We start from the raw sequence: 19,082 nt of genomic DNA on the forward strand, positions 1-19,082 counted from the left end.
ACGCTGCCCGCGCCAGCACGCACCCGTCCCCGATTCACATTAACCGAGTCCCGCATGAACCATCCCGCGCCACAGTTCTTCTCCACCCCCGTCTATGGCTCCAGCCAGGAGGCGCTGGTCGCCGCGGCGGCCTTGCCGGTCGTGATCTACGGCTATCCGCTGATCGAGACCTTGCGCACCTGCCGCGTGCAGACCGCCGTCAGCGCAGCAACCGGCTACGGCCGCGCGCCGGTCAACACGCTGTCCGCCAGCGCGCGCCAGTGGACGCATGAAGACCGCGACGTCGTCACGCCTGCCAATGACCTGCTTTATTTCTGCGGCTGGATCAACCTGGCCGACGGCCCGGTCACGCTGCGCGTGCCGCCGCTGCCGGAACGCGACCGGTACTACGTGGTGGAACTGCTGGACGCCTGGACCAACAATTTCGAGAACCTGGGCCCGCGCAATGTGCCGGCCGAAGGCGCCACCGTCACGCTGGTCGGGCCCGGCCAGACGGCAACAGGCAGCCATGTCGTGGCCTGTCCGACTTCGCTGGTCTGGCTGCTGGGCCGCGTGCTGGTGCAGGGCCCCGGCGACCTCGCTGCCGCCCATGCCTTTGAGTGCGGCTTTGCGCTCGACGCGCCGGGCAAGGCGTTGCCCCAATGCGTGCGCGCCTGGAGCGAGACCGGCAATGAGGCGCTCGATTTCTTCCAGAACCTGTTCAACGCGCTGCGCGAGATCCCGCCTGCCGAACGGGAGCAGGGCGTGCTGACGCTGCTGCGCAAGGCAGGCCTGAGAGCAGAGGACGAGGTGGACCTCGCCGCGCTACGCGCTGAGGTCCGTGCGGGCCTGGAAAACGCGTACCGCCAGGCCATGCAGCTGATCGAGGCGCATACGCGCAGCCAGGGGCGCAAGAGCTGGGGCTACAGCCTGAAGCTCGGCGTCTATGGCGATGACTGGCTGCAGCGCGCCTGCACCGCCATGAAAGGCCTCGGCGCGCTGCGGGCCGACGAGGCGATCTACGCGATGGCCGACTTCGACGCGGACGGTGAGCGATTGCACGGGGAACACACATACGCGTTGCGCTTTGCTCCCGGCATGCTGCCGCCCGCGCAGGCCTTCTGGTCGGTCTCGCTGTACGGCGAGGACCGCTTCTTCAGCGCCAACGAGATCGGCCGCTACGCGGTGGGCGATCGCACACCCGGCCTGCGCATCGAGCCCGACGGCAGCCTGGTCATTCCCATCTCGCACAAGCGCCCGGGGCATGCCGACAACTGGCTGCCGGCGCCTGCGGGTCCGTTCTACCTGATCCTGCGTCTCTATCACCCGGCACCGGCCTTCATCGAAGGCCAGTACCGCATCCCGGCCGTACGCCGCATTTCCTGATGAGCGGAGGGGGAAGATGAACACTGACACGAAATCGCGGATATCGCGCCGGGCCATGCTGGCACGCGCACGGGACCTGTTGCTTCTGGGCGCTGCGCCGGCACTGGCGCCGTGGGCTGCGCTGGCGCAGGGATACCCGGCGCGCACGGTGCGGCTGATCTCCCCATACGGCCCCGGCGGGTCCAACGATACCTCGGCCCGGCTGCTGGCCGAAGCGTTGAGCCGCAAGTACGGCCAGCAGTTCGTGGTCGAGAACAAGCCGGGCGCCGGCACCCGCGTGGCCAACGAGACGCTGGCGCGCGCCGCGCCAGACGGCTACACGCTGCTGTGGGCGGCGGCGCCGTTCGCCATCAACACGGCGGCCGGCCTGCCGCAGCCATACGACATCCACAAGGATTTCACCGCGGTGGGCCCGCGTGTGATCGGCCCCATCTTCCTGATCGTCAAGGCGGATTCGCCGCTGCGCTCGGTCGCGGACTTCGTGCGGATGGCGCGCGCAAAACCCGGCGGCGCTACCTTTGCGTCGCCCGGCGCGGGCTCGGGGCCGCACCTGACGGCCGAGCTGTTCGCGGCCCAGGCGAAATTCAAGGCGCTGAGCGTTCACTACCGCGGCGACACGACCGCTTACACCGAACTGCTGGCCGGCCGCGTGGATGCCACGCTGACCGCAATCACATCTGCGCTCCCGTTTATCAAGGCGGGCCAGTTGCGGGTGCTGGCGGTGGCATCGGAACAGCGCACGCCGGTCTATCCGGATGCGCCCACCTTTGCCGAACAGGGCTTTGCGGGTGTGGTCGGTTCTGGCTGGTTCGGCCTGATGGCGCCGGCGCGCACGCCCGCCGCCATCGTTCAGCAGCTCAACCGCGATGCCAGCGCCGTGCTGGCCGACAGCGACGTGCGCAACAAGCTGGCCGCGCTCGGCTTGCAAGCCGAGCCGGGCGACAGTGCCACGTTTGCGCGCTTCATCGATGCGGAGGTGAGCAAGTGGAGCGCCGTCATCAAGAGCAGCGGCGTGGTGCTGGAATAGGATAGCCGCGCCCCTGGGCGCGGGCTGCGCGGCGTGGCTCAGTGAAGGCCAAAGGTATCGGTCGCGCCGGTCTCCAGCATGTCCGCGGCGGTGCCGTACAGGCTGCGCGAGACATAGCTCCTGACCTGGCCGGCACGCTGGCGCAGCCATGCGGCCTTGAGCCGGCGCGCTTCGGCCAGCGTGGGCGCATCGCCCGGGGCCAGCGCCAGCACGTCGATCACGTGCAGTGCGAGCTGGGTGGCGCCGCGTGCCGCGAGTGACTGCGCATGGCGGATCAGCGCGCCGTGGTCGGCCACGGCCGCGGCAATCTCCGCTGCGCATTCCTGTGGCGCAGCCGGGTGCAGCGTGGTCGCATTGCGGTCCCACCAGCCGTTCTCCGAGCGATAGATGTCGCGTGCGATATAGCTCGGGTCGCCATACGTGGGCCGCATCCACGGCGTGTCGAACAGTTCCGGCGGCGGCTTGAGCGCGGCGAGCATCTGGCGCTCGTTGCAGCCGTCGTTCATCAGCCGGACTACCTCGGCGCGCAGCCAGCGCAGCGCGCGCGCCGTGTGGGTCAGCACGCGCTCGCATTCGTCCACACCGCGCAGCGTCGGTCCGAATTCGCGCACGACGGTGCGCGGCTGCAGCGCGGCCATGCGTTCCAGCGTCTCGGCCCAGCGCACGGTGTCGCGCAGCGTGCGGAACGGCGTGCCGATGTTGGGAATGGAATCGATGACAGCCGGGCCGCCGTACAGCAGCCGGCGTCCCGGCAGCCATACCGCGACGGCATCGTCGGTCTCGGACGGTGCCCACAGGATCTCCGCGCGGGCATCGCCGTGGCCCAGGGTCAGGCCGTCCGCAAAGGTCTCGGTTGGCGCGGTGTGGCCCAGTTTGCCCGCCAGGGCGCCGGCGGGCCGGCGGAACTGGATCTCCGCCATGCGCTCCTGCATGCGGCTGGTTTCCCGGTAGCGTGCCTGGCGTGCCAGCACGTTCACGTGGGCCAGCAAGCGCGGTGCTGTTTCGCCGCGCGCCGCGGCGTGGTCCAGCCACTGCCGCACGCCGGCGTTGTAGCCCATATGGCCGTGGCTGTAGCAGATCGCCAGCAGCGGCAGGCTGGTCTGCGTGCGCAGCGCGTCAATCATGCCGGCGGTGACGCGGCCGCCCGGGCCGCTGTCGACCACCAGCAGGCCACCACCGACATCCGCAACAAAGCTCTGCCCCTGGCCGTGCAGCAGCCAGACACCATCGTCGACGGCTTCGATGCCGGTGCCGGTCACCAGTGCGACGGCCTTTTCCTCGAGATCCTGCATGCGTGACTCCTTAGCGAAAACTGGGTTTGCGGCACCCCTCGTGCCTTGCTGTGGCGGTTTCCTCCAGCGGTAATTTCAGTCGAGGCGACGGCGCATGGCGATTGGGGAAACTCCGCTCCGCACCTGGCCGCCGCTCGCCAGCCCAGCGCTGGCGGGGGATGGCAGCCGTTCACCGCGTCGCGGTGTGAACCGCTGGTTGGCAGCCGGCGTTGCACGGCAGTTCCCAGCCGGCGCCCGCTGCGCTATGCCAGCAGCAAGGGCTGGAGCGCCGTGGGGTGCTAACCGCAGGTTTGCGCCAGCGCGAACCTGACAGCTGCCCGGATCCGTGTGCATGCCGCATGATCCTTTCGCATCATCGCAACGCCGGCCGCGCCGGCATGGAGTGAATCGCATGGCAAGCCGTCAAGACCTGCCGCTGGCAGGAATTCGGGTAGCGGAGTTCGGGCAGTTCATCGCGGCGCCAGGCGCCGCCATGATGCTGGCCGACCTCGGGGCGGACGTGGTCAAGGTGGAAGCGCTGCGCGGCGACAGTGCGCGGCGCTTCGACGGCACCAGCGCGCAGAGCCCGATGTTCATGGCGTACAACCGCGGCAAGCGCGGCATCGCGCTGGACCTGCGCAGCCGCGGCGGCGTGGAAACGGCGCGGCGGCTCGCGCTGGCCAGCGACGTGGTGCTGCACAACACGCGCCACGGCGTGATGGAAGCGCTGGGGCTGGATGCCGCCACGCTGCGCGCCGCCAGGCCGGAACTGATCCATGCGTCCATCAGCGGCTTCGGCACGCGCGGGCCGTCGCGCTCGCGGCCCGGGCTCGACATTGCCGCGCAAGCCGAAAGCGGCATGATGTCCGTGACCGGCGAAGCGGGCGGACAGCCGTTGAAAGCCGGCTTTGCGCTGATCGACGCAGCCACGGCGCTGGCCGCCGGCAACGCCATTCTCGCCGCGCTGTTCCGCCGCCTGCGCACCGGCATGGGCGAAACCATCGAGACATCGCTGCTGCAGGTTGGCGTGCAACTGCAGGCGCAGCTCTGGGCGGAGTACCAGTGTTCCGGCGCGCTGCCAGTACGTAGCGGCAACAGCCAGCCCAAGGCTGCGCCTGCGGCCGATGTCATCGCGGTAGCCGACGGCCATGTGGTGCTGTCCGCGTATCTGGACGAGCACTGGGCACGGCTGTGCGAAGCGATCGGCAGTCCCGCGCTCGTGCACGATCCGCGCTTCGCCAGCAATGCGTTGCGCGTGCAGAACCGCGCGGCGCTGCTGGCGGTGCTGCACGATGCGCTGCGCCACCTGAGCGGCGACGCCGCGCGCGCCTTGCTCGAACGCCACCAGGTGGTCGTCGGCGTGGTGCGCGATTACCACCAGGTCGGCGCCAGCGCCGACGTGCGTGCCAGCGGCATCCTGCGCAGGGTTGGCAACGGCGAGGGTGGCTGGCTCGAACTGCCGGGGTTGCCGTTCACGATGGCGAGCCTGCCGGAGGACGACATTCGCGTTGTGCCGAAGCTGGGCCAGCACACCGCCGAAGTGCTGACCGAGCTTGGCTACGATGCCGTCGAGGTCGACGCGCTGGTGCGCGCCGGCGCCATCGGCATCGGCAGCGCGCAAGGAGAGCTCGCATGAGCGCAACCGAAACCCCGGCGCCGGTGCTGCTGGAGCGCCATGCCGGCTGGACCGAGATCGTGCTGAATCGGCCCGCGCGCCGCAATGCCGTGGATGGCGCGCTGGCGTGCGCATTGGCTGCGGCGATCGACAGTGTCAATGCCGACGCGTCCACCCGTGCGGTCGTGCTGCGCGGTGCCGATGGCGCATTCTGCTCGGGCCTCGACCTGCCGGCGCTGCAGGCCGAGCCGGACGGGATGGCGAAGTTCGCGCAGGTCTGGGAGCGCGTCCACCTGTCGCTGCTGCAAAGCCGCAAGGCATGGATCGTGGCGCTTGAGCGCCATGCGATCAACGGCGGCGCGGCGCTGGCACTGGCCGCCGACCTGATGGTCTGCGGCGCCGGCGCCTTCCTGCAGATCGGCGAGATCCGCCTTGGCATGGCCGCGCCGCGCAATGCGGCATGGCTCGCGCTGCGGCACGCCGAAGCGGTGGCGGCGCGGTTGTGCCTGCTGGGCGACAGGGTGCCCGCTGCGGAGTTGTTGCGGCTCGGCATCGCAACGGAAGTCACCGCCGACGCGCAGGTACTGGACCGCGCGTGCGGCATGGCAGCGACCATTGCCGCATTCCCGGCGGACGGCGTGGCTGCGATCAAGCGCGGCATGCGCGCCGCCAGCACGCGCATGGCGCTGCCGCAGTGGCTCGGCGCGTGCCGCGATACCCATGACTGAAGCGAGATCCCGCATGAGCGATTCCACCATCCATGACAGCGAAGCCGCGCTGCACGAGTTCCGTCGTGAAGTGCGCGCCTTTGTCGTCCAGGCATTGCCGCACGCCGTGCGCGAGAAGGTGCGCCTGGGCCTGGAAGTCGGCAAGGACGAGATGATCGACTGGCAGCGCCGGCTGGCAGAACGCGGCTGGCTTGCACCGCACTGGCCGCGCGACTGGCACGGACTGGGCTGGAGCGCCGAGCGGCGCGCCGTGTTCCAGGAGGAACTGGTGCTCGCCCACGCGCCCGAGACCGGCGGTATCTCCATCGAGATGATCGGGCCGATACTGATCCGCTATGGCACGCCAGCGCAGCAGCAGTATTTCCTGCCGCGCATCCTCAGCCTGGAGCACTGGTGGTGCCAGGGGTATTCGGAGCCCAACGCCGGCTCCGACCTCGCCTCGCTGAAGACGCATGCGGTGCGCAAGACGCGCGCGGACGGCACCGAGGTCTATGTCGTCAACGGCAGCAAGATCTGGACGTCCTATGCGCAGTACGCGGACTGGATCTTCTGCCTGGTGCGTACCGACAGCGCGGCGCGCGCACAGCAGGGCATCAGCTTCCTGCTGATCGACATGCGCAGCCCCGGCATCAGCGTGCGCCCGCTGGTGGGCATCCACGGCTGGCACCTCTTCAACCAGGTGTTCTTCGACGATGTCGAAGTGCCGGCCGACAACCGCGTCGGCGACGAGAACGCGGGCTGGTCGATTGCCAAGTCGCTGCTCGAACATGAGCGCCTGAACCTCGCCCGCGTGGCCGAGAACCGGCGCCGCCTGGCCAAGGTACGTGCCATCGCCGCGGAGCTCGAAGAGGGTGGGCAGCCATTGACGGAGCGGCCGTGGTTTGCGCGCCGGTTCCGCGAACTGGACGTGCGGCTCGAAGCGCTGGCCGCGACCGTGCTGCGCTTTCGCCGGCGCGCTCGCGCGGGTGAACGGCTCGGGCCCGAGACCGGCATGCTCAAGCTGCTCGGCAGCCGCCTGATCCAGGACATCGAGAACCTGGCGGTCGACGCGCTGGGCCCGGACACGCTGCCCTACGACCGTGCCGCGCATTTCGAACCGGCGGCGCCACGCCCAGGGCAATCCGCGTATGCGGCAGCCGCTTCGGCCAGGCGTTTCGTGACGCGCGGCTACACCATTGCCGGCGGCTCCAGCGAGATCCAGCACGAATTGCTGGCCAGGCAGGTGCTCGGGCTATAGCCCCCCGGCCACCCTCAGTTTGCGAAAGGAAAGGACCATGAGCGATTCCCACGACCACGATCACGACCCCGACGACCGCCGCATGCTGCAGGAAAGTGTGCAGCGCTACGTCGAACGTGACTACGGCTTTGAACAGCGGCGCGCGGCGCTGGCCGAGCCCGGTGGATTCTCGCGCCGGCACTGGCAGGCGTTTGCCGGCTTCGGCTGGCTCGCGCTGGGCCTGCCCGAAACCTGCGGCGGATTTGGCGATGCCGCGGACCAGGCGGCGCTGGCGGAGGCGCTTGGCAGCGCGCAACCCGCCGAGCCGTGGCTGGCCAATGCCGCGTTGTGCGGGCCGCTGCTGGCCGGGTGCTTCGACCCCGCCCATGCCGCCACCGCCGCGGCGATGGCGGACGGACGCACCATGCTGGCGCTGGCCGCGTGGGAGCCGCAGGGACGCTATGACGCGTTCGACGTCGACACATCCGCGCGGCCGCACGGCGCTGGCGACCGCCCGGCGGGCTGGACGCTGGATGGCCGCAAAACGCTGGTCCTTGCCGGCGGCAGCGCGGACATCCTGCTGGTACTGGCGCGCACCAGCGGCCAGCGCCGCGAGCGCGACGGCCTGACGCTGTTCGCCGTGCCGGCCGGCTCGCGTGGCGTCGCCATCGAGCCACTGCCGACCTATGACGGCCGACAGACCGCTCATGTCACGCTCAGTCGCGTGAGCGTTGACGACAGCGCGCGCATCGGCGCCGTGGGCGGCGCGTGGCCGGCGGTGGACGCGGCGATCGATCGCGCCACCACCATGGCCTGCGCCGAAGCCGTGGGCACCATGGCGCGTGCGTTCGCGCTGACACGCGATTACCTGGCCACGCGCGAACAGTTCGGGCGGCCATTGACCGCCAACCAGGTGATCCGCCACCGGCTGGTGGACTTGTACGTCAGTGTCGAGCAGGCGCGCTGCATCACCGAAGCCGCCGCTGCGGCACTGGAGGACAGTCCGCCCGCGCGGATGCGCGCGGTCTCGCTGGCCAAGGCCTTCGTCTCGGTTGCCGGACGCGCACTCGGCGAAGACGCGGTGCAGTTGCACGGCGCGGTTGGCATGACCGACGAGATGGAAATCGGTCATTGCTACAAGCGGCTGGCCGCGCTGGCCAACCTGTTCGGCGATGCCGACTGGCACTACGAACGGCTTTCGGCCCTCGATCACGCGACCCAGGCGCTTGCCGCCTGAGTCGCTTTGCCTGGGCGCTGCGCGCCCTCTGACGACACGCCGGCAATGCACCGGCTTGGGCGGCCAATGCGCCGCAGTGGAGACCCCATCATGTTCAGCCATCACACCGGTACCCGCTGGGCCGGCGCGGCGCTCGCCGTGCCGCTGGCCCTGGCCAGCGCCGCCGCCGCGCACGCCGAGGCCCCGTATCCCAACCGCCCGATCCGCATGGTCCTGCCATCGGGCGCGGGCACCGTGACGGACCAGACCGCGCGGCTGATTGCCGAGCGCCTGAGCACCGCGCTCAGGCAACCCGTGGTGATCGACAACCGCCCCGGCGCCAACGGCATCATCGCCAGCGAGACCGTGGCGCGTGCCGCGCCCGACGGCTACACGTTGCTGTTCACGTACTCGGCAACGCTGACGGTGAATCCGTGGACCACCCTGGCACTGCCGTATGACCCGCTCAAGGACTTCACGCCGATCGCGCGTCCCAGCGCGCCCGGCGGCAACCTGCTGGCGGTCAGCGCCAGCGTGCCGGCGCGCAACCTGCAGGAGTTCCTGGCCTACGTGAAGGCCAGCAAGACCGAACTCGCGTACTGCTCATGGGGCGTGGGCTCGGGCGGCCATCTGGCGATGGAGTACCTGAAGGCCAAAACCGGCGTCCGGCTGCGCCATATCCCGTACAAGACCGCCACCCAATGCAGCAACGACCTGGCCGCCGGCCACGTGACCATCGGCATCACGGATTCGATCTCCTCCATCCCGCTCCTGAAGTCCGGCCGTATCCGTGGCATCGCGGTCTCGGGCCCGGAGCGGCTGTTGCCTACGCCTGACGTACCGACCATGACGGAGCAGGGCGTGCCGTTCCAGCAGGCGAGCTGGGTGGCGCTGTTCGGGCCCAGGGGCCTGCCGGCGCCGATCGTGACGCGGCTCAACGCCGAGGTCAACCGCATCCTGCAGTCGCCGCAAGACCGTGCACGCTTTACCGCGATGAACCTGAAGCCGGCCACGCCGACGAGCGCGGCGGAACTGGCCACGCTGCTCAGCGCCGACCTGGCCGCATGGGGCGAGGTGGTGAAAGTGGCCGGACTGGAGGCGCAGTGAGCGCACCGCAAGACAAACCAGCAACGAGAACGGGAGAGATCGAGCGTGAAGGCCAGACAGTGGGTGGCAATCGGGATGGGGATGGCGGGCGCGGCGCTGGCCGCCGGCACTGCGGCGGCGGGCACGATGCAGCTGTTCGGCGTGGTGGATGCCTCGATCGAATACGCGAAGGGATCGGAAAGCGTGGTGCGCATGCGTGAAGGCCAGCAGGCTGCGTCGCGCTGGGGCATCCGCGGGATCGAAGACCTGGGTGGCGGGCTGAAGGCGAACTTCCTGGTCGAATCGGGCTTCAATATCGACACCGGTACCGAGTTCTTCGGCAACAACCGGCTGTTCGGGCGGCAGGCCTACATGGGCCTGTCGGATGGCTGGGGCGAGTTCCGGCTCGGCCGCCAGTACACGCCGTCGTTCTATGCCCTGCTGCGGCTTGACCCGTTCCTGCTCAATGGCGCGGTGTCGCCGTTCAACCTGCTCAGCGCCACGGCATCGCAGGGCACCGGGCAGGTTGCCTATGGCGCGCGCTTCGACAACGGGGTGCAGTACTTCTCGCCGAACTGGGGCGGCTTTTCCTTCACGGCCGCCGTGGCGCCGGGCGAGGTGCCCGGCGCATCGCGCTCGGGCCTGAACTTCGGCATGAACGCGACTTACGAGGCAGGGAACGCCTATGCGTTCTACAGCTACCAGGGCATGTACACGGGCGCCAACGTGCCGGTCGATCCGTCGCTGACGTCGAACCATTTCGTCGGCGGCTCCTACAGGTTCGCGCCGGTCGAGGTCGGCTTGCTGTTCAACGCGGCCAGCAGCAACCGGCCCGATACGCGTTCGGCACGGCACTATGGCGTGACGCTGAGCTGGACGGTGACGCAGCAAGACACGTTCAAGGCTGCGGCAGTCAAGCAACAGATCCTTGGCGGCGGACAATGGCCGCTGGCGGTGACGCTGGGCTGGGACCATGACCTGAGCAAGCGCACCACGGCTTACCTGCGTGCGGTGCTTGTGCACAACAGTCCCGGCGGCAGCGTCACCAACAACAGCATCGCGATCGATCCGGGCAGCGGGGACGATGCCCGGTCCGTGAGCGTCGGCTTCCGCCACCGGTTCTGAAGACCGTCAGTCCCGCACGGGCTGGCCGTCCTTCAGGCGCCACAGAGCTAGCGGATTGCCGTCCTGCAGCGCGGCGGGAAGCAGTTCCGCCGGCACGTTCTGGTAGCACACCGGCCGCAGGAAGCGATCGATTGCCGTGGTGCCGACCGAAGTCGTGCGCGTGTCCGACGTGGCCGGGAAGGGGCCGCCGTGGACCATGGCATACGACACTTCCACGCCGGTCGGATAGCCGTTGAACAGTACGCGGCCGACCTTGCGCTCCAGCACCGGCAGCAGTTGCGCGGCCAGCGCGTAGTCGCCGCGGTCGGCCTGGACGGTGGCGGTCAGCTGGCCTTCCAGCTCGCGCGTGACGGCAAGCATTTCGCCGATATCGCGGCAGGCCACCAGTACGGTGGACGGGCCGAACACCTCGGCATGCATGCGCGGATCGGCGACAAAGCGCTGCGCCGTGGTCTCGAACACCGCCGCGCGGGCCTGGTTCGGCCCCGTGCTGGCCTGGCCGCTGGCGGTACGCGCGAGGCCATCGATGGCCGACAGCTTGCCGATGCCTTGTTCGAACGCGCGCTGGATGCCCGGCGTCAGCATGGTGCCGGCCGGCTTGGCCGTCACGGCGGTGCCGGCCGTGGCGCGGAACGTATCGAGCGCCGGGCTTTCCAGCGCCAGCAGCAGGCCGGGGTTGGTGCAGAACTGGCCCACGCCGAGCACCAGCGAATCGGCCAGGTCGCGCGCGATGGCTTCACCACGTGCCGCCAGTGCCGCGGGCAGCAGGAAGACCGGGTTGATGCTGCTCATTTCCGCGTAGACCGGGATCGGCTGGGCGCGGTTGCTGGCAACCTGCATCAGCGCCAGGCCGCCGGCGCGCGAGCCGGTGAAGCCCACGGCCTGGATGGCCGGGTGGGCCACCAGTTCGGTACCCACGGTGTGGCCGGCGCCGGTCAGCAGCGAGAACACGCCTTCCGGCAGGCCGGCATCGGCCACGGCCTGCCGGATCGCGCGGCCGACCAGTTCGGAGGTGCCCGGATGCGCGGGATGCGCCTTGGCTATCACCGGGCAGCCAGCCGCCAGGGCCGATGCGGTGTCGCCGCCGGCCACGGAGAAGGCCAGCGGGAAGTTGCTGGCCCCGAACACGGCCACCGGCCCGATGGCGATCTTCTGCATGCGCAGGTCGGGCCGCGGCGGCGTGCGCTCGGGCAGCGCGCTGTCGAGCGTGGCGTCCTGCCAGCGGCCGGCGCGCAGCACCGTGGCGAACAGGCGCAGCTGGCCTGTGGTGCGGCCGCGCTCGCCTTGCAGGCGCGCGATCGGCAACGCGCTCTCGGCATGGGCGCGTTCGATCAGCGCGTCGCCAAGGGCTTCGATCTGGGTAGCAATCGCTTCGAGAAAGCTCGCGCGTTGCTCGGGCGAGGTGGCGCGAAAGGTATCGAACGCCGCTTCGGCCAGCTCGCAGGCACGCGCCACATCGGCGCTGCGGGAGCCGTGGAAGACCGGTTCCAGGGTCTCGCCGGTAGCCGGGTTGATGGCGTGGAAGGGTTCGTCGGTGCCGCGCACGGCGCTCGCGCCGATCAGCATTTCGCCGGTGATGGTCATGTCTGGATTTCCTGCAAAGGGAAGAGGGGGCGGAGGCCGCGGTCACACAGGCCGATCCGGTCCCGGTGTGACGCCGCGAGGTGTCATCTCGTAAGACATCATATGACATGAGATGGCTGGCCGCAACCCGTGCGGCCAGCCGCCGGCTCAGGCGGCGGCGGAAGCCTTGCGCAGCCGCTCGCGGCTGTTGGTCAGGTGCATGCGCATGGCGGCCTTGGCAGCTTCCGGATCGTGGCGCTCGATGGCGTCGTAGATATTTTCGTGCTCGATATGCACACGCTCCAGGTACTGGGCGCGTTCCTGGCTGTTCACCTGCAGGCGGCTGCGCGGGATCAGCATGGTGCCCAGGTGGCCCATGATGTCCGTGAAATAGCGGTTGCCGGTGGCGCGGGCAATGGACAGGTGGAAGTCGAAATCCGCGCTGACGGCATCGCTGCCCTCGGTGGCGCCGCGCGTCATGGCGTCGAGCGCGAGTCGCATGGCGGCAAGCTGCTCGTCGCTGCGGCGCGTGGCGGCCAGGCCGGCAGCCTCGGCCTCCAGGCTGACGCGGAATTCGAGCATGGCCAGCACGTCCATGGCGGTGCCCATGGTCGCCAGGTCGATGCGAAACGGAGAGGCCGTCTCGGCCGGACGTGCCAGCACGAAGGTGCCGATGCCATGGCGCGTTTCCACGAGCCCGCTGGCCTGCAGGCGCGACAACGCTTCACGTACCACGGTGCGGCTCACGCCGAAGCTCGTCATGACCTCGGATTCGGTCGGCAGCTTGTCGCCGGGCTTGAGCTGCCCCTCGCGGATGCGCTCGGTGAGGCCGCTCACCACTTCCTCGGCCAGCGTACGGCCGCGGCGGCGCTGGGGGGCGGGAGTCGAGATCTGGGCGTCGGACATGGGCGTGGGCAGGCGTAGGGAAATTGCGGCCTTGACCGGGCCGGAATGTGGTCATTATACTCGGTCATAAGTTATACGACGACTGATAACGGACTGCGGCCGAAAGGATCCGTAGTCCGGGATCTGCCGATACAGGGATGCCGCAGCCGACGCCGCTGCGCCACCGAAAGCCAATCAGATTCCGGAGACAGCCCGCATGAACGCATCGCAAGCCGCCATCCACGGCAACCAGGCCGCAACGCCGGTGGTGACTGAACTAACCGTAGTGCCGGTTGCCGGCCACGACAGCATGTTGATGAACCTGTCGGGCGCGCATGGCCCGTACTTCACCCGCAACATCGTGATCCTCAAGGACAGCGCCGGCAACACCGGGGTCGGCGAGGTGCCGGGCGGCGAGGGCATCCGCCAGACGCTCGAGGACGCTCGCCCGCTGGTGGTGGGGCAGGGCATCGGCCAGTATCAGGCGATCCTCAACCAGGTCCGCTCCACGTTCGCCAGCCGCGACGCGGGCGGCCGCGGCTTGCAGACGTTCGACCTGCGCATCACGATCCACGCCGTGACCGCACTCGAAGCCGCACTGCTCGACCTGCTGGGCAAGCATCTGCAGGTGCCGGTGGCCGCGCTGCTGGGCGAAGGCCAGCAACGCGATGCCGTTGAGATGCTGGGCTACCTGTTCTACGTAGGCGACCGCAAGAAGACCTCGCTCGACTACCGCACCGAGCCCGACGCCGGCAACGCATGGTTCCGCGTGCGCAACGAAGTCGCGATGGACGCCAAGGGCGTGGTGCGCCTGGCCGAGGCCGCCTACGAACGCTATGGCTTCAACGACTTCAAGCTCAAGGGCGGCGTGCTCCGCGGCGACGAGGAGATGGAAGCGATCATCGCCCTGCACGAGCGCTTCCCGAAGGCGCGCGTGACGCTCGATCCGAACGGCGGCTGGCTGCTGAAGGACGCCATCCGCCTGTGCCGCGACAAGCACGGCATCCTGGCCTACGCGGAAGACCCGTGCGGCGCCGAAGACGGCTACTCCGGGCGCGAGATCATGGCCGAGTTCCGCGCCGCGACGGGGCTGCCAACCGCCACCAACATGATCGCCACCGACTGGCGCCAGATGGGCCACGCGGTGCGGCTGCAGTCGGTGGACATCCCGCTGGCCGACCCGCACTTCTGGACCATGCAGGGCTCGGTTCGCGTGGCGCAGATGTGTGCCGAGTGGGGTCTGACCTGGGGGTCGCATTCGAACAACCACTTCGATATCTCGCTGGCGATGTTCACCCACGTGGCCGCTGCCGCGCCAGGCCGCATCACCGCGATCGACACGCACTGGATCTGGCAGGACGGCGAGAACCTGACGCGCGACCCGCTCAGGATCGAAGGCGGCATGGTGCAGGTGCCCAAGACGCCGGGGCTTGGCGTGGAGCTCGACATGGACGCGCTGGCTCGTGCCCATGCGCTCTACCAGGAAAAGGGACTGGGGGCGCGCGACGACGCCATCGCCATGCAGTTCCTGATCCCGGGCTGGAAGTTCAACAACAAGGCGCCCTGCATGGTCCGCTGAGAACGCCGCCGTCGCGATCCAATACTGCAGCACCAAACCAATTCCAAAGGAGACAACAATGATCCATCTTTCCACGCTGCTGCGCCGCTGTGCGGGCGCGGGCATGGCTGCAGCGGCCCTGGCAGCCGTGACCGTGGCAAGCGGTGCGGCCATGGCGGCCAGTCCGGCCTGGCCGCAAAAGCCGGTATCGGTGGTGGTGCCATTCCCGGCCGGCGGCTCGACCGACACCATCGCGCGCATGCTTGCTCCGCCGCTCAACGAGAAGCTGGGCCAGCCTTTCGTCATCGATAACCGTCCCGGCGCCACGGGCGCGATCGGTGCCACGTTCGTCAAGCGCGCGCAGGCGGACGGCTACACCATGCTGGTGGCGTCGATCGGCGTGTTCGCGGTGAATCCGTTCCTGCAGAAGAACCTGGGCTACGATCCGGCCAGGGATTTCGACCTGCTTACCGTGGCGGTGCGGGCGCCCAACGTGCTGGTCGCCACGCCGAATTTCCCGGCGAAGAATTTGCAGGAACTGGTCAGCTACATGAAGAAGAACCCGGGCAAGGTCGCCTTCGCGACCTCGGGCGCGGGTTCGTCCGACCACCTGACCGCCGCGCTGTTCTGGCAGAAGAGCGGCACCGAGGGTCTGCACGTTCCGTACAAGGGCGGCGCGCCGGCAATCTCGGACCTGCTGGCCGGACAGGTCGACGTGTCGTTCCAGAACATCAACGCCGTGCTGCAGCATATCCGCACCGGCAAGTTGCGCGCGCTGGCGGTGACGTCGGACAAGCGTGCCGCGGTGCTGCCCAATGTGCCGACCATGGCCGAAGGCGGCGTGAAGGACGTCGAGGTCTATTCGTGGCAGGGTATTGCCGCACCGCGCGGGCTGTCGCCCGAGGTGAAGAGCCGCCTGCATGGCGCGCTGGTCGGCGCGCTCAACGAGCCGAAGATGCGCGAGAAGCTGGCCGAAAGCGGCTTCGAGGTGGTGGCCAATACGCCGGAGCAGTTCGCGCAGTTCGAGAACCAGGAACTCAAGCGCTGGAAGACGGTGATCGAGCAGGGCAAGATCACGATGGACTGAGCTGGGCCAACAACCGCGTGATCGTGCTTGGCGGGGAACTGCAGGGCGCACAGACGTGGCGGCGCCTTGCCATGCCGTTTAATCGCAGTCCCGTTTGGGGGGGATTTTCGGGTCGCATGCGTAACGGTCAAGCAGTTTTGACTGTCGGGAAATCGCTTCACGGTGGTAAAGTGTTGCCCCGTTAATACATTCATCGCATTTCGTCAATGTATTAACAATTGCGTTGGCCGGGGTAGTTCCACGAATCGCGCAATTCTTACGGCACGCAAGCCGGGCACGCATCCGGCGCGGCCGATCTTTCCAGCACAGCAGAGACATCCCGTGAATTCTCCCTCCCTCGACGCATTCCTGGCCGGCGTAGCCCGGCGCGACCCCGGCCAGCCCGAATTCCTGCAGGCCGTGAAAGAAGTCATGATGACGCTTTGGCCGTTTGTCGAGCGTCACCCGCGCTATGCCGACCAGGCGCTGCTCGAGCGCCTGGTCGAACCCGAGCGCGTGATCCAGTTCCGCGTGGCGTGGACCGACGACCAGAACCGCGTGCAGGTCAACCGCGCGTTCCGCGTGCAGCACAGCTCGGCCATCGGCCCGTTCAAGGGCGGCATGCGCTTTCACCCGACGGTGAACCTGTCGGTGCTGAAGTTCCTGGGCTTCGAGCAGACCTTCAAGAACGCGCTGACCACGCTGCCGATGGGCGGCGGCAAGGGCGGTTCCGACTTCGACCCGAAGGGCAAGTCGGACGCCGAGGTGATGCGCTTCTGCCAGGCCCTGGTCACCGAGCTGTTCCGCCACCTGGGTCCGGACACTGACATCCCTGCCGGCGACATCGGCGTGGGTGCGCGCGAAGTCGGCTTCATGGCCGGCATGATGAAGAAGCTGTCGAACCAGTCCGCCTGCGTGTTCACGGGCAAGGGCCTGGCGTACGGCGGCAGCCTGATGCGTCCGGAAGCCACCGGCTACGGCACGGTGTACTTCGCGCAGGAAATGCTTCACCGCCGCGGCATGGGCTTCGACGGCCTGCGCGTGCTGATTTCCGGCTCGGGCAACGTTGCGCAGTACGGCGCTGAAAAGGCTATCGAACTGGGTGCCAAGGTGCTGACGCTGTCGGACTCCGGCGGCGTGCTGCATTACCCGCAGGGCATGACCGCTGGACAGCTTGCCGAAGTCATGGCGTTCAAGAACGAAGAGCGCGGCCGTCTCTCTGACTTTGCCGCGCGCCATGGCCTGACGTTCGAGGCAGGCCGCACGCCGTGGCACGTGCCCGCCGACGTGGCGCTGCCGTGCGCGACGCAGAACGAACTCGATGGCAACGACGCCGAGGCCCTGCTCGGCAATGGCGTCATCTGCGTGGCCGAAGGCGCCAACATGCCTTCCACGCTGGAAGCCGTGGACCGCTTCGTTGACGCGAAGATCCTCTACGCGCCGGGCAAGGCCAGCAACGCCGGTGGCGTGGCCACGTCGGGACTGGAGATGTCGCAGAACGCCATGCGGCTGTCGTGGCACCACGCGGAGGTCGACGAGAAGCTGCACGCGATCATGAAGGATATCCACCAGAACTGCATTCACCATGGCCAGAAGGACGGAGGCTATGTGAACTACGTCGAAGGCGCGAATATCGCGGGCTTTGTGAAGGTTGCGGATGCAATGCTGGCGCAAGGGGTGATTTGATCTTGTCGTTCCTGGAGGGCCGCCAAGCACGACAAGCCAATCATCCCAAAAATCCAATCTCCCTCTGCCGTGGGGGATAACCCCACTCACCAACCCCCGCATCTTCAAGCTATCATCCCGCTCGACAGGCCCTCGCCTGTCAAAAAACAAGCGGCGCCGGATCAACCTCCGGCGTCGTGCGACATCGCAGGAGAGACCGGCTCGCCGCTTGGCGGGTCCGGCGCCGACGGAGCAACCGCCCCGGAAACTCTCAGGCACCGAGGACTGTGGCGTCGCAAGTACAGATCTGGAGAGAGGCGCTTCGCGCCCACCGAAGGGGACGGCATGGTCGTTGGCCATGCCGAAGCTCTCAGGTACCACGGACAGATGGGGCAGGGGACCGGCAACGGTCAAATTCATCCTTGCTTCAGGACAATCTGTCATGTCTCACATGCTCGTCATCGGCGCCGGCATTACCGGCGTCACGACCGCCTATACCCTCGCGAAACAGGGCTATCGCGTCACCGTGCTGGACCGTCACCACTATCCGGCGATGGAAACGTCATTCGCCAATGGCGGCCAGCTTTCCGCCTGCAACGCGGAGGTCTGGAACAATGCCGGCACGCTGCTCAAGGGCTTCAAATGGATGATGCGGCGCGACGCGCCGCTGCTGCTCAATCCGCGTCCGTCGTGGCACAAGTACTCGTGGCTCGGTGAATTCGTCGGCAACCTCCGCAACTACCGCGCGAATACCATCGAGACCACGCGCCTGGCCATCGCCGCGCGCCAGCACCTGTTCGACATGGCGGAGCGCGAGCAGATCGATTTCAATCTGGAGCGCCGCGGCATCCTGCACTTCTATCACGACCGCCCCAGCTTCGAGGCCGCGGGCCGTACCAACCAGATGCTGGTGGAAGGCGGCCTGGAGCGCTACGCCGTCACGCCGGAAGAGATCCGTTCGATCGAGCCGACCCTGCAGGGCCATTACTACGGCGGCTACTACACGCCGTCCGATTCCACCGGCGACATCCACAAGTTCACGCGCGGCCTGGCGCGCGCATGCGAGCGGCTTGGCGTGACGTTCCTGCACGGCGTCGACGTGAAGGCCGTGGACCTGCGCCCGGACGGCGTCACGATGCGCGTGGGCGCATCGGAAGCCGCCATCGCTTCGGGGCAGGATGGCGGCGAACACGAAATCAAGGGAACCGCCGTAGTGGTCTGCGCCGGCGTGGGCAGCCGCCATATCGCCGCGATGCTGGGTGACCGCCTCAACGTCTATCCGGTCAAGGGCTATTCGATCACCGTGCATCTCGATGACGCGCGCAGCGTGAAGAACGCGCCGTATGTGAGCCTGCTCGACGAGAGCGCCAAGATCGTGACCAGCCGGCTGGGCGTGGACCGTTTCCGCGTCGCCGGCACCGCCGAATTCAACGGCGACAACCGCGATATCCGGGCGGACCGCATCGCACCGCTGGTGTCATGGGTGCGGCGCAATTTCGATATCGAGACTTCGCGGGCGGTGCCATGGGCGGGCCTGCGGCCGATGATGCCCGACATGATGCCTCGGGTCGCGCGCGGTCGCGCCACGCGCGTGTTCTACAACACGGGACACGGACATCTGGGCTGGACGCTTTCTGCCGCCACGGCCGCGATGATCAGTCACACCATCGCCGCCAGCCACCCGGTTCACTGACTT

At 68.3% G+C, this 19,082-nt stretch carries 15 protein-coding genes and 1 riboswitch; of the genes, 12 read left to right on the forward strand and 3 right to left on the reverse strand.

Annotated elements, in window-relative coordinates; genetic code table 11:
• Positions 1–54: 54 nt before the first annotated feature.
• Together AC3FKG_RS21130 and AC3FKG_RS21135 are read left to right on the forward strand one after the other, a co-directional pair.
• Entirely contained in the window at positions 55–1,365 is a 1,311-nt protein-coding gene (locus AC3FKG_RS21130) for a DUF1254 domain-containing protein (protein WP_488744039.1), read from the forward strand.
• A gap of 16 nt (positions 1,366–1,381) precedes the next feature.
• Complete coding sequence (locus tag AC3FKG_RS21135) at positions 1,382–2,392, forward strand: tripartite tricarboxylate transporter substrate binding protein (RefSeq protein ID WP_488744040.1); 1,011 nt, start codon at positions 1,382–1,384, stop codon at positions 2,390–2,392.
• Between the two features lie 38 nt (positions 2,393–2,430).
• On the opposite strand, the gene AC3FKG_RS21140 is transcribed toward AC3FKG_RS21135, so the two are convergent.
• Positions 2,431–3,684: an alkyl sulfatase dimerization domain-containing protein gene (locus AC3FKG_RS21140; protein WP_488744041.1), complete on the reverse strand. Its 1,254-nt coding sequence runs from the start codon at positions 3,682–3,684 to the stop codon at positions 2,431–2,433.
• A gap of 391 nt (positions 3,685–4,075) precedes the next feature.
• Here AC3FKG_RS21140 and AC3FKG_RS21145 point away from each other — a divergent pair, with 391 nt between their 5' ends.
• The 6 genes from AC3FKG_RS21145 to AC3FKG_RS21170 all read left to right on the forward strand — a co-directional run bounded on the left by AC3FKG_RS21145 (position 4,076) and on the right by AC3FKG_RS21170 (position 10,649).
• On the forward strand, positions 4,076–5,299 hold the full coding sequence (locus tag AC3FKG_RS21145; RefSeq protein WP_483711979.1) for a CaiB/BaiF CoA transferase family protein: 1,224 nt from the start codon (positions 4,076–4,078) through the stop codon (positions 5,297–5,299).
• A complete protein-coding gene (locus tag AC3FKG_RS21150) occupies positions 5,296–6,006 on the forward strand; it encodes an enoyl-CoA hydratase/isomerase family protein (RefSeq protein WP_483711978.1) in 711 nt (236 codons plus the stop codon). Before AC3FKG_RS21145 ends, AC3FKG_RS21150 begins: the two co-directional genes overlap by 4 nt.
• Before the next feature lie 13 nt (positions 6,007–6,019).
• The gene (locus AC3FKG_RS21155) at positions 6,020–7,243 is read left to right on the forward strand and encodes an acyl-CoA dehydrogenase family protein (RefSeq protein WP_488744042.1); all 1,224 of its coding nucleotides are present in this window, start codon (positions 6,020–6,022) and stop codon (positions 7,241–7,243) included.
• Between the two features lie 37 nt (positions 7,244–7,280).
• Positions 7,281–8,459 (forward strand): acyl-CoA dehydrogenase family protein, encoded by a 1,179-nt coding sequence (locus AC3FKG_RS21160; protein ID WP_483711976.1) that lies wholly within the window; start codon positions 7,281–7,283, stop codon positions 8,457–8,459.
• 90 nt (positions 8,460–8,549) lie between these two features.
• Positions 8,550–9,545: a Bug family tripartite tricarboxylate transporter substrate binding protein gene (locus AC3FKG_RS21165; RefSeq protein WP_483711975.1), complete on the forward strand. Its 996-nt coding sequence runs from the start codon at positions 8,550–8,552 to the stop codon at positions 9,543–9,545.
• 81 nt (positions 9,546–9,626) lie between these two features.
• Positions 9,627–10,649 (forward strand): porin, encoded by a 1,023-nt coding sequence (locus AC3FKG_RS21170; RefSeq protein ID WP_488744075.1) that lies wholly within the window; start codon positions 9,627–9,629, stop codon positions 10,647–10,649.
• A gap of 6 nt (positions 10,650–10,655) precedes the next feature.
• On the opposite strand, the gene AC3FKG_RS21175 is transcribed toward AC3FKG_RS21170, so the two are convergent.
• Both AC3FKG_RS21175 and AC3FKG_RS21180 read right to left on the reverse strand, forming a co-directional pair.
• On the reverse strand, positions 10,656–12,233 hold the full coding sequence (locus AC3FKG_RS21175) for an aldehyde dehydrogenase (NADP(+)) (protein ID WP_483711974.1): 1,578 nt from the start codon (positions 12,231–12,233) through the stop codon (positions 10,656–10,658).
• 147 nt (positions 12,234–12,380) lie between these two features.
• The gene (locus AC3FKG_RS21180) at positions 12,381–13,118 is read right to left on the reverse strand and encodes a FadR/GntR family transcriptional regulator (RefSeq protein ID WP_488744043.1); all 738 of its coding nucleotides are present in this window, start codon (positions 13,116–13,118) and stop codon (positions 12,381–12,383) included.
• Between the two features lie 196 nt (positions 13,119–13,314).
• On the opposite strand from AC3FKG_RS21180, the gene gudD reads away from it, so the two are divergent.
• The 4 genes from gudD to AC3FKG_RS21200 all read left to right on the forward strand — a co-directional run bounded on the left by gudD (position 13,315) and on the right by AC3FKG_RS21200 (position 19,079).
• Positions 13,315–14,676 (forward strand): glucarate dehydratase, encoded by a 1,362-nt coding sequence (gene gudD, locus AC3FKG_RS21185; protein WP_483711972.1) that lies wholly within the window; start codon positions 13,315–13,317, stop codon positions 14,674–14,676.
• Between the two features lie 103 nt (positions 14,677–14,779).
• Positions 14,780–15,742, forward strand: a complete 963-nt coding sequence (locus tag AC3FKG_RS21190; protein ID WP_483714381.1) for a Bug family tripartite tricarboxylate transporter substrate binding protein — start codon at positions 14,780–14,782, stop codon at positions 15,740–15,742.
• Between the two features lie 321 nt (positions 15,743–16,063).
• Positions 16,064–17,407 carry an NADP-specific glutamate dehydrogenase gene (gdhA, locus tag AC3FKG_RS21195; RefSeq protein ID WP_483711971.1) on the forward strand — a complete coding sequence of 448 codons (1,344 nt, stop codon included), beginning with the start codon at positions 16,064–16,066 and terminating at the stop codon, positions 17,405–17,407.
• Between the two features lie 177 nt (positions 17,408–17,584).
• A riboswitch (glycine riboswitch) is annotated at positions 17,585–17,684 on the forward strand.
• Positions 17,685–17,828: 144 nt separating this feature from the next.
• Positions 17,829–19,079: a D-amino acid dehydrogenase gene (locus tag AC3FKG_RS21200; protein ID WP_483711970.1), complete on the forward strand. Its 1,251-nt coding sequence runs from the start codon at positions 17,829–17,831 to the stop codon at positions 19,077–19,079.
• The last annotated feature ends 3 nt before the right edge of the window (positions 19,080–19,082 follow it).

This window comes from Cupriavidus sp. 22TCCZM04-2 (assembly GCF_057798895.1).

Excerpts from the sequence above, each read along its gene's own strand:
- AC3FKG_RS21165 (WP_483711975.1), top strand. The coding sequence starts at position 8,550 with ATGTTCAGCCATCACACCGGTACCCGCTGGGCCGGCGCGGCGCTCGCC.
- AC3FKG_RS21175 (WP_483711974.1), bottom strand. The coding sequence starts at position 12,233 with ATGACCATCACCGGCGAAATGCTGATCGGCGCGAGCGCCGTGCGCGGC.
- AC3FKG_RS21145 (WP_483711979.1), top strand. The coding sequence starts at position 4,076 with ATGGCAAGCCGTCAAGACCTGCCGCTGGCAGGAATTCGGGTAGCGGAG.
- AC3FKG_RS21130 (WP_488744039.1), top strand. The coding sequence starts at position 55 with ATGAACCATCCCGCGCCACAGTTCTTCTCCACCCCCGTCTATGGCTCC.
- AC3FKG_RS21200 (WP_483711970.1), top strand. The coding sequence starts at position 17,829 with ATGTCTCACATGCTCGTCATCGGCGCCGGCATTACCGGCGTCACGACC.
- AC3FKG_RS21180 (WP_488744043.1), bottom strand. The coding sequence starts at position 13,118 with ATGTCCGACGCCCAGATCTCGACTCCCGCCCCCCAGCGCCGCCGCGGC.
- AC3FKG_RS21135 (WP_488744040.1), top strand. The coding sequence starts at position 1,382 with ATGAACACTGACACGAAATCGCGGATATCGCGCCGGGCCATGCTGGCA.
- AC3FKG_RS21190 (WP_483714381.1), top strand. The coding sequence starts at position 14,780 with ATGGCTGCAGCGGCCCTGGCAGCCGTGACCGTGGCAAGCGGTGCGGCC.
- gudD (WP_483711972.1), top strand. The coding sequence starts at position 13,315 with ATGAACGCATCGCAAGCCGCCATCCACGGCAACCAGGCCGCAACGCCG.
- AC3FKG_RS21150 (WP_483711978.1), top strand. The coding sequence starts at position 5,296 with ATGAGCGCAACCGAAACCCCGGCGCCGGTGCTGCTGGAGCGCCATGCC.
- AC3FKG_RS21155 (WP_488744042.1), top strand. The coding sequence starts at position 6,020 with ATGAGCGATTCCACCATCCATGACAGCGAAGCCGCGCTGCACGAGTTC.
- AC3FKG_RS21140 (WP_488744041.1), bottom strand. The coding sequence starts at position 3,684 with ATGCAGGATCTCGAGGAAAAGGCCGTCGCACTGGTGACCGGCACCGGC.
- AC3FKG_RS21170 (WP_488744075.1), top strand. The coding sequence starts at position 9,627 with ATGGCGGGCGCGGCGCTGGCCGCCGGCACTGCGGCGGCGGGCACGATG.
- AC3FKG_RS21160 (WP_483711976.1), top strand. The coding sequence starts at position 7,281 with ATGAGCGATTCCCACGACCACGATCACGACCCCGACGACCGCCGCATG.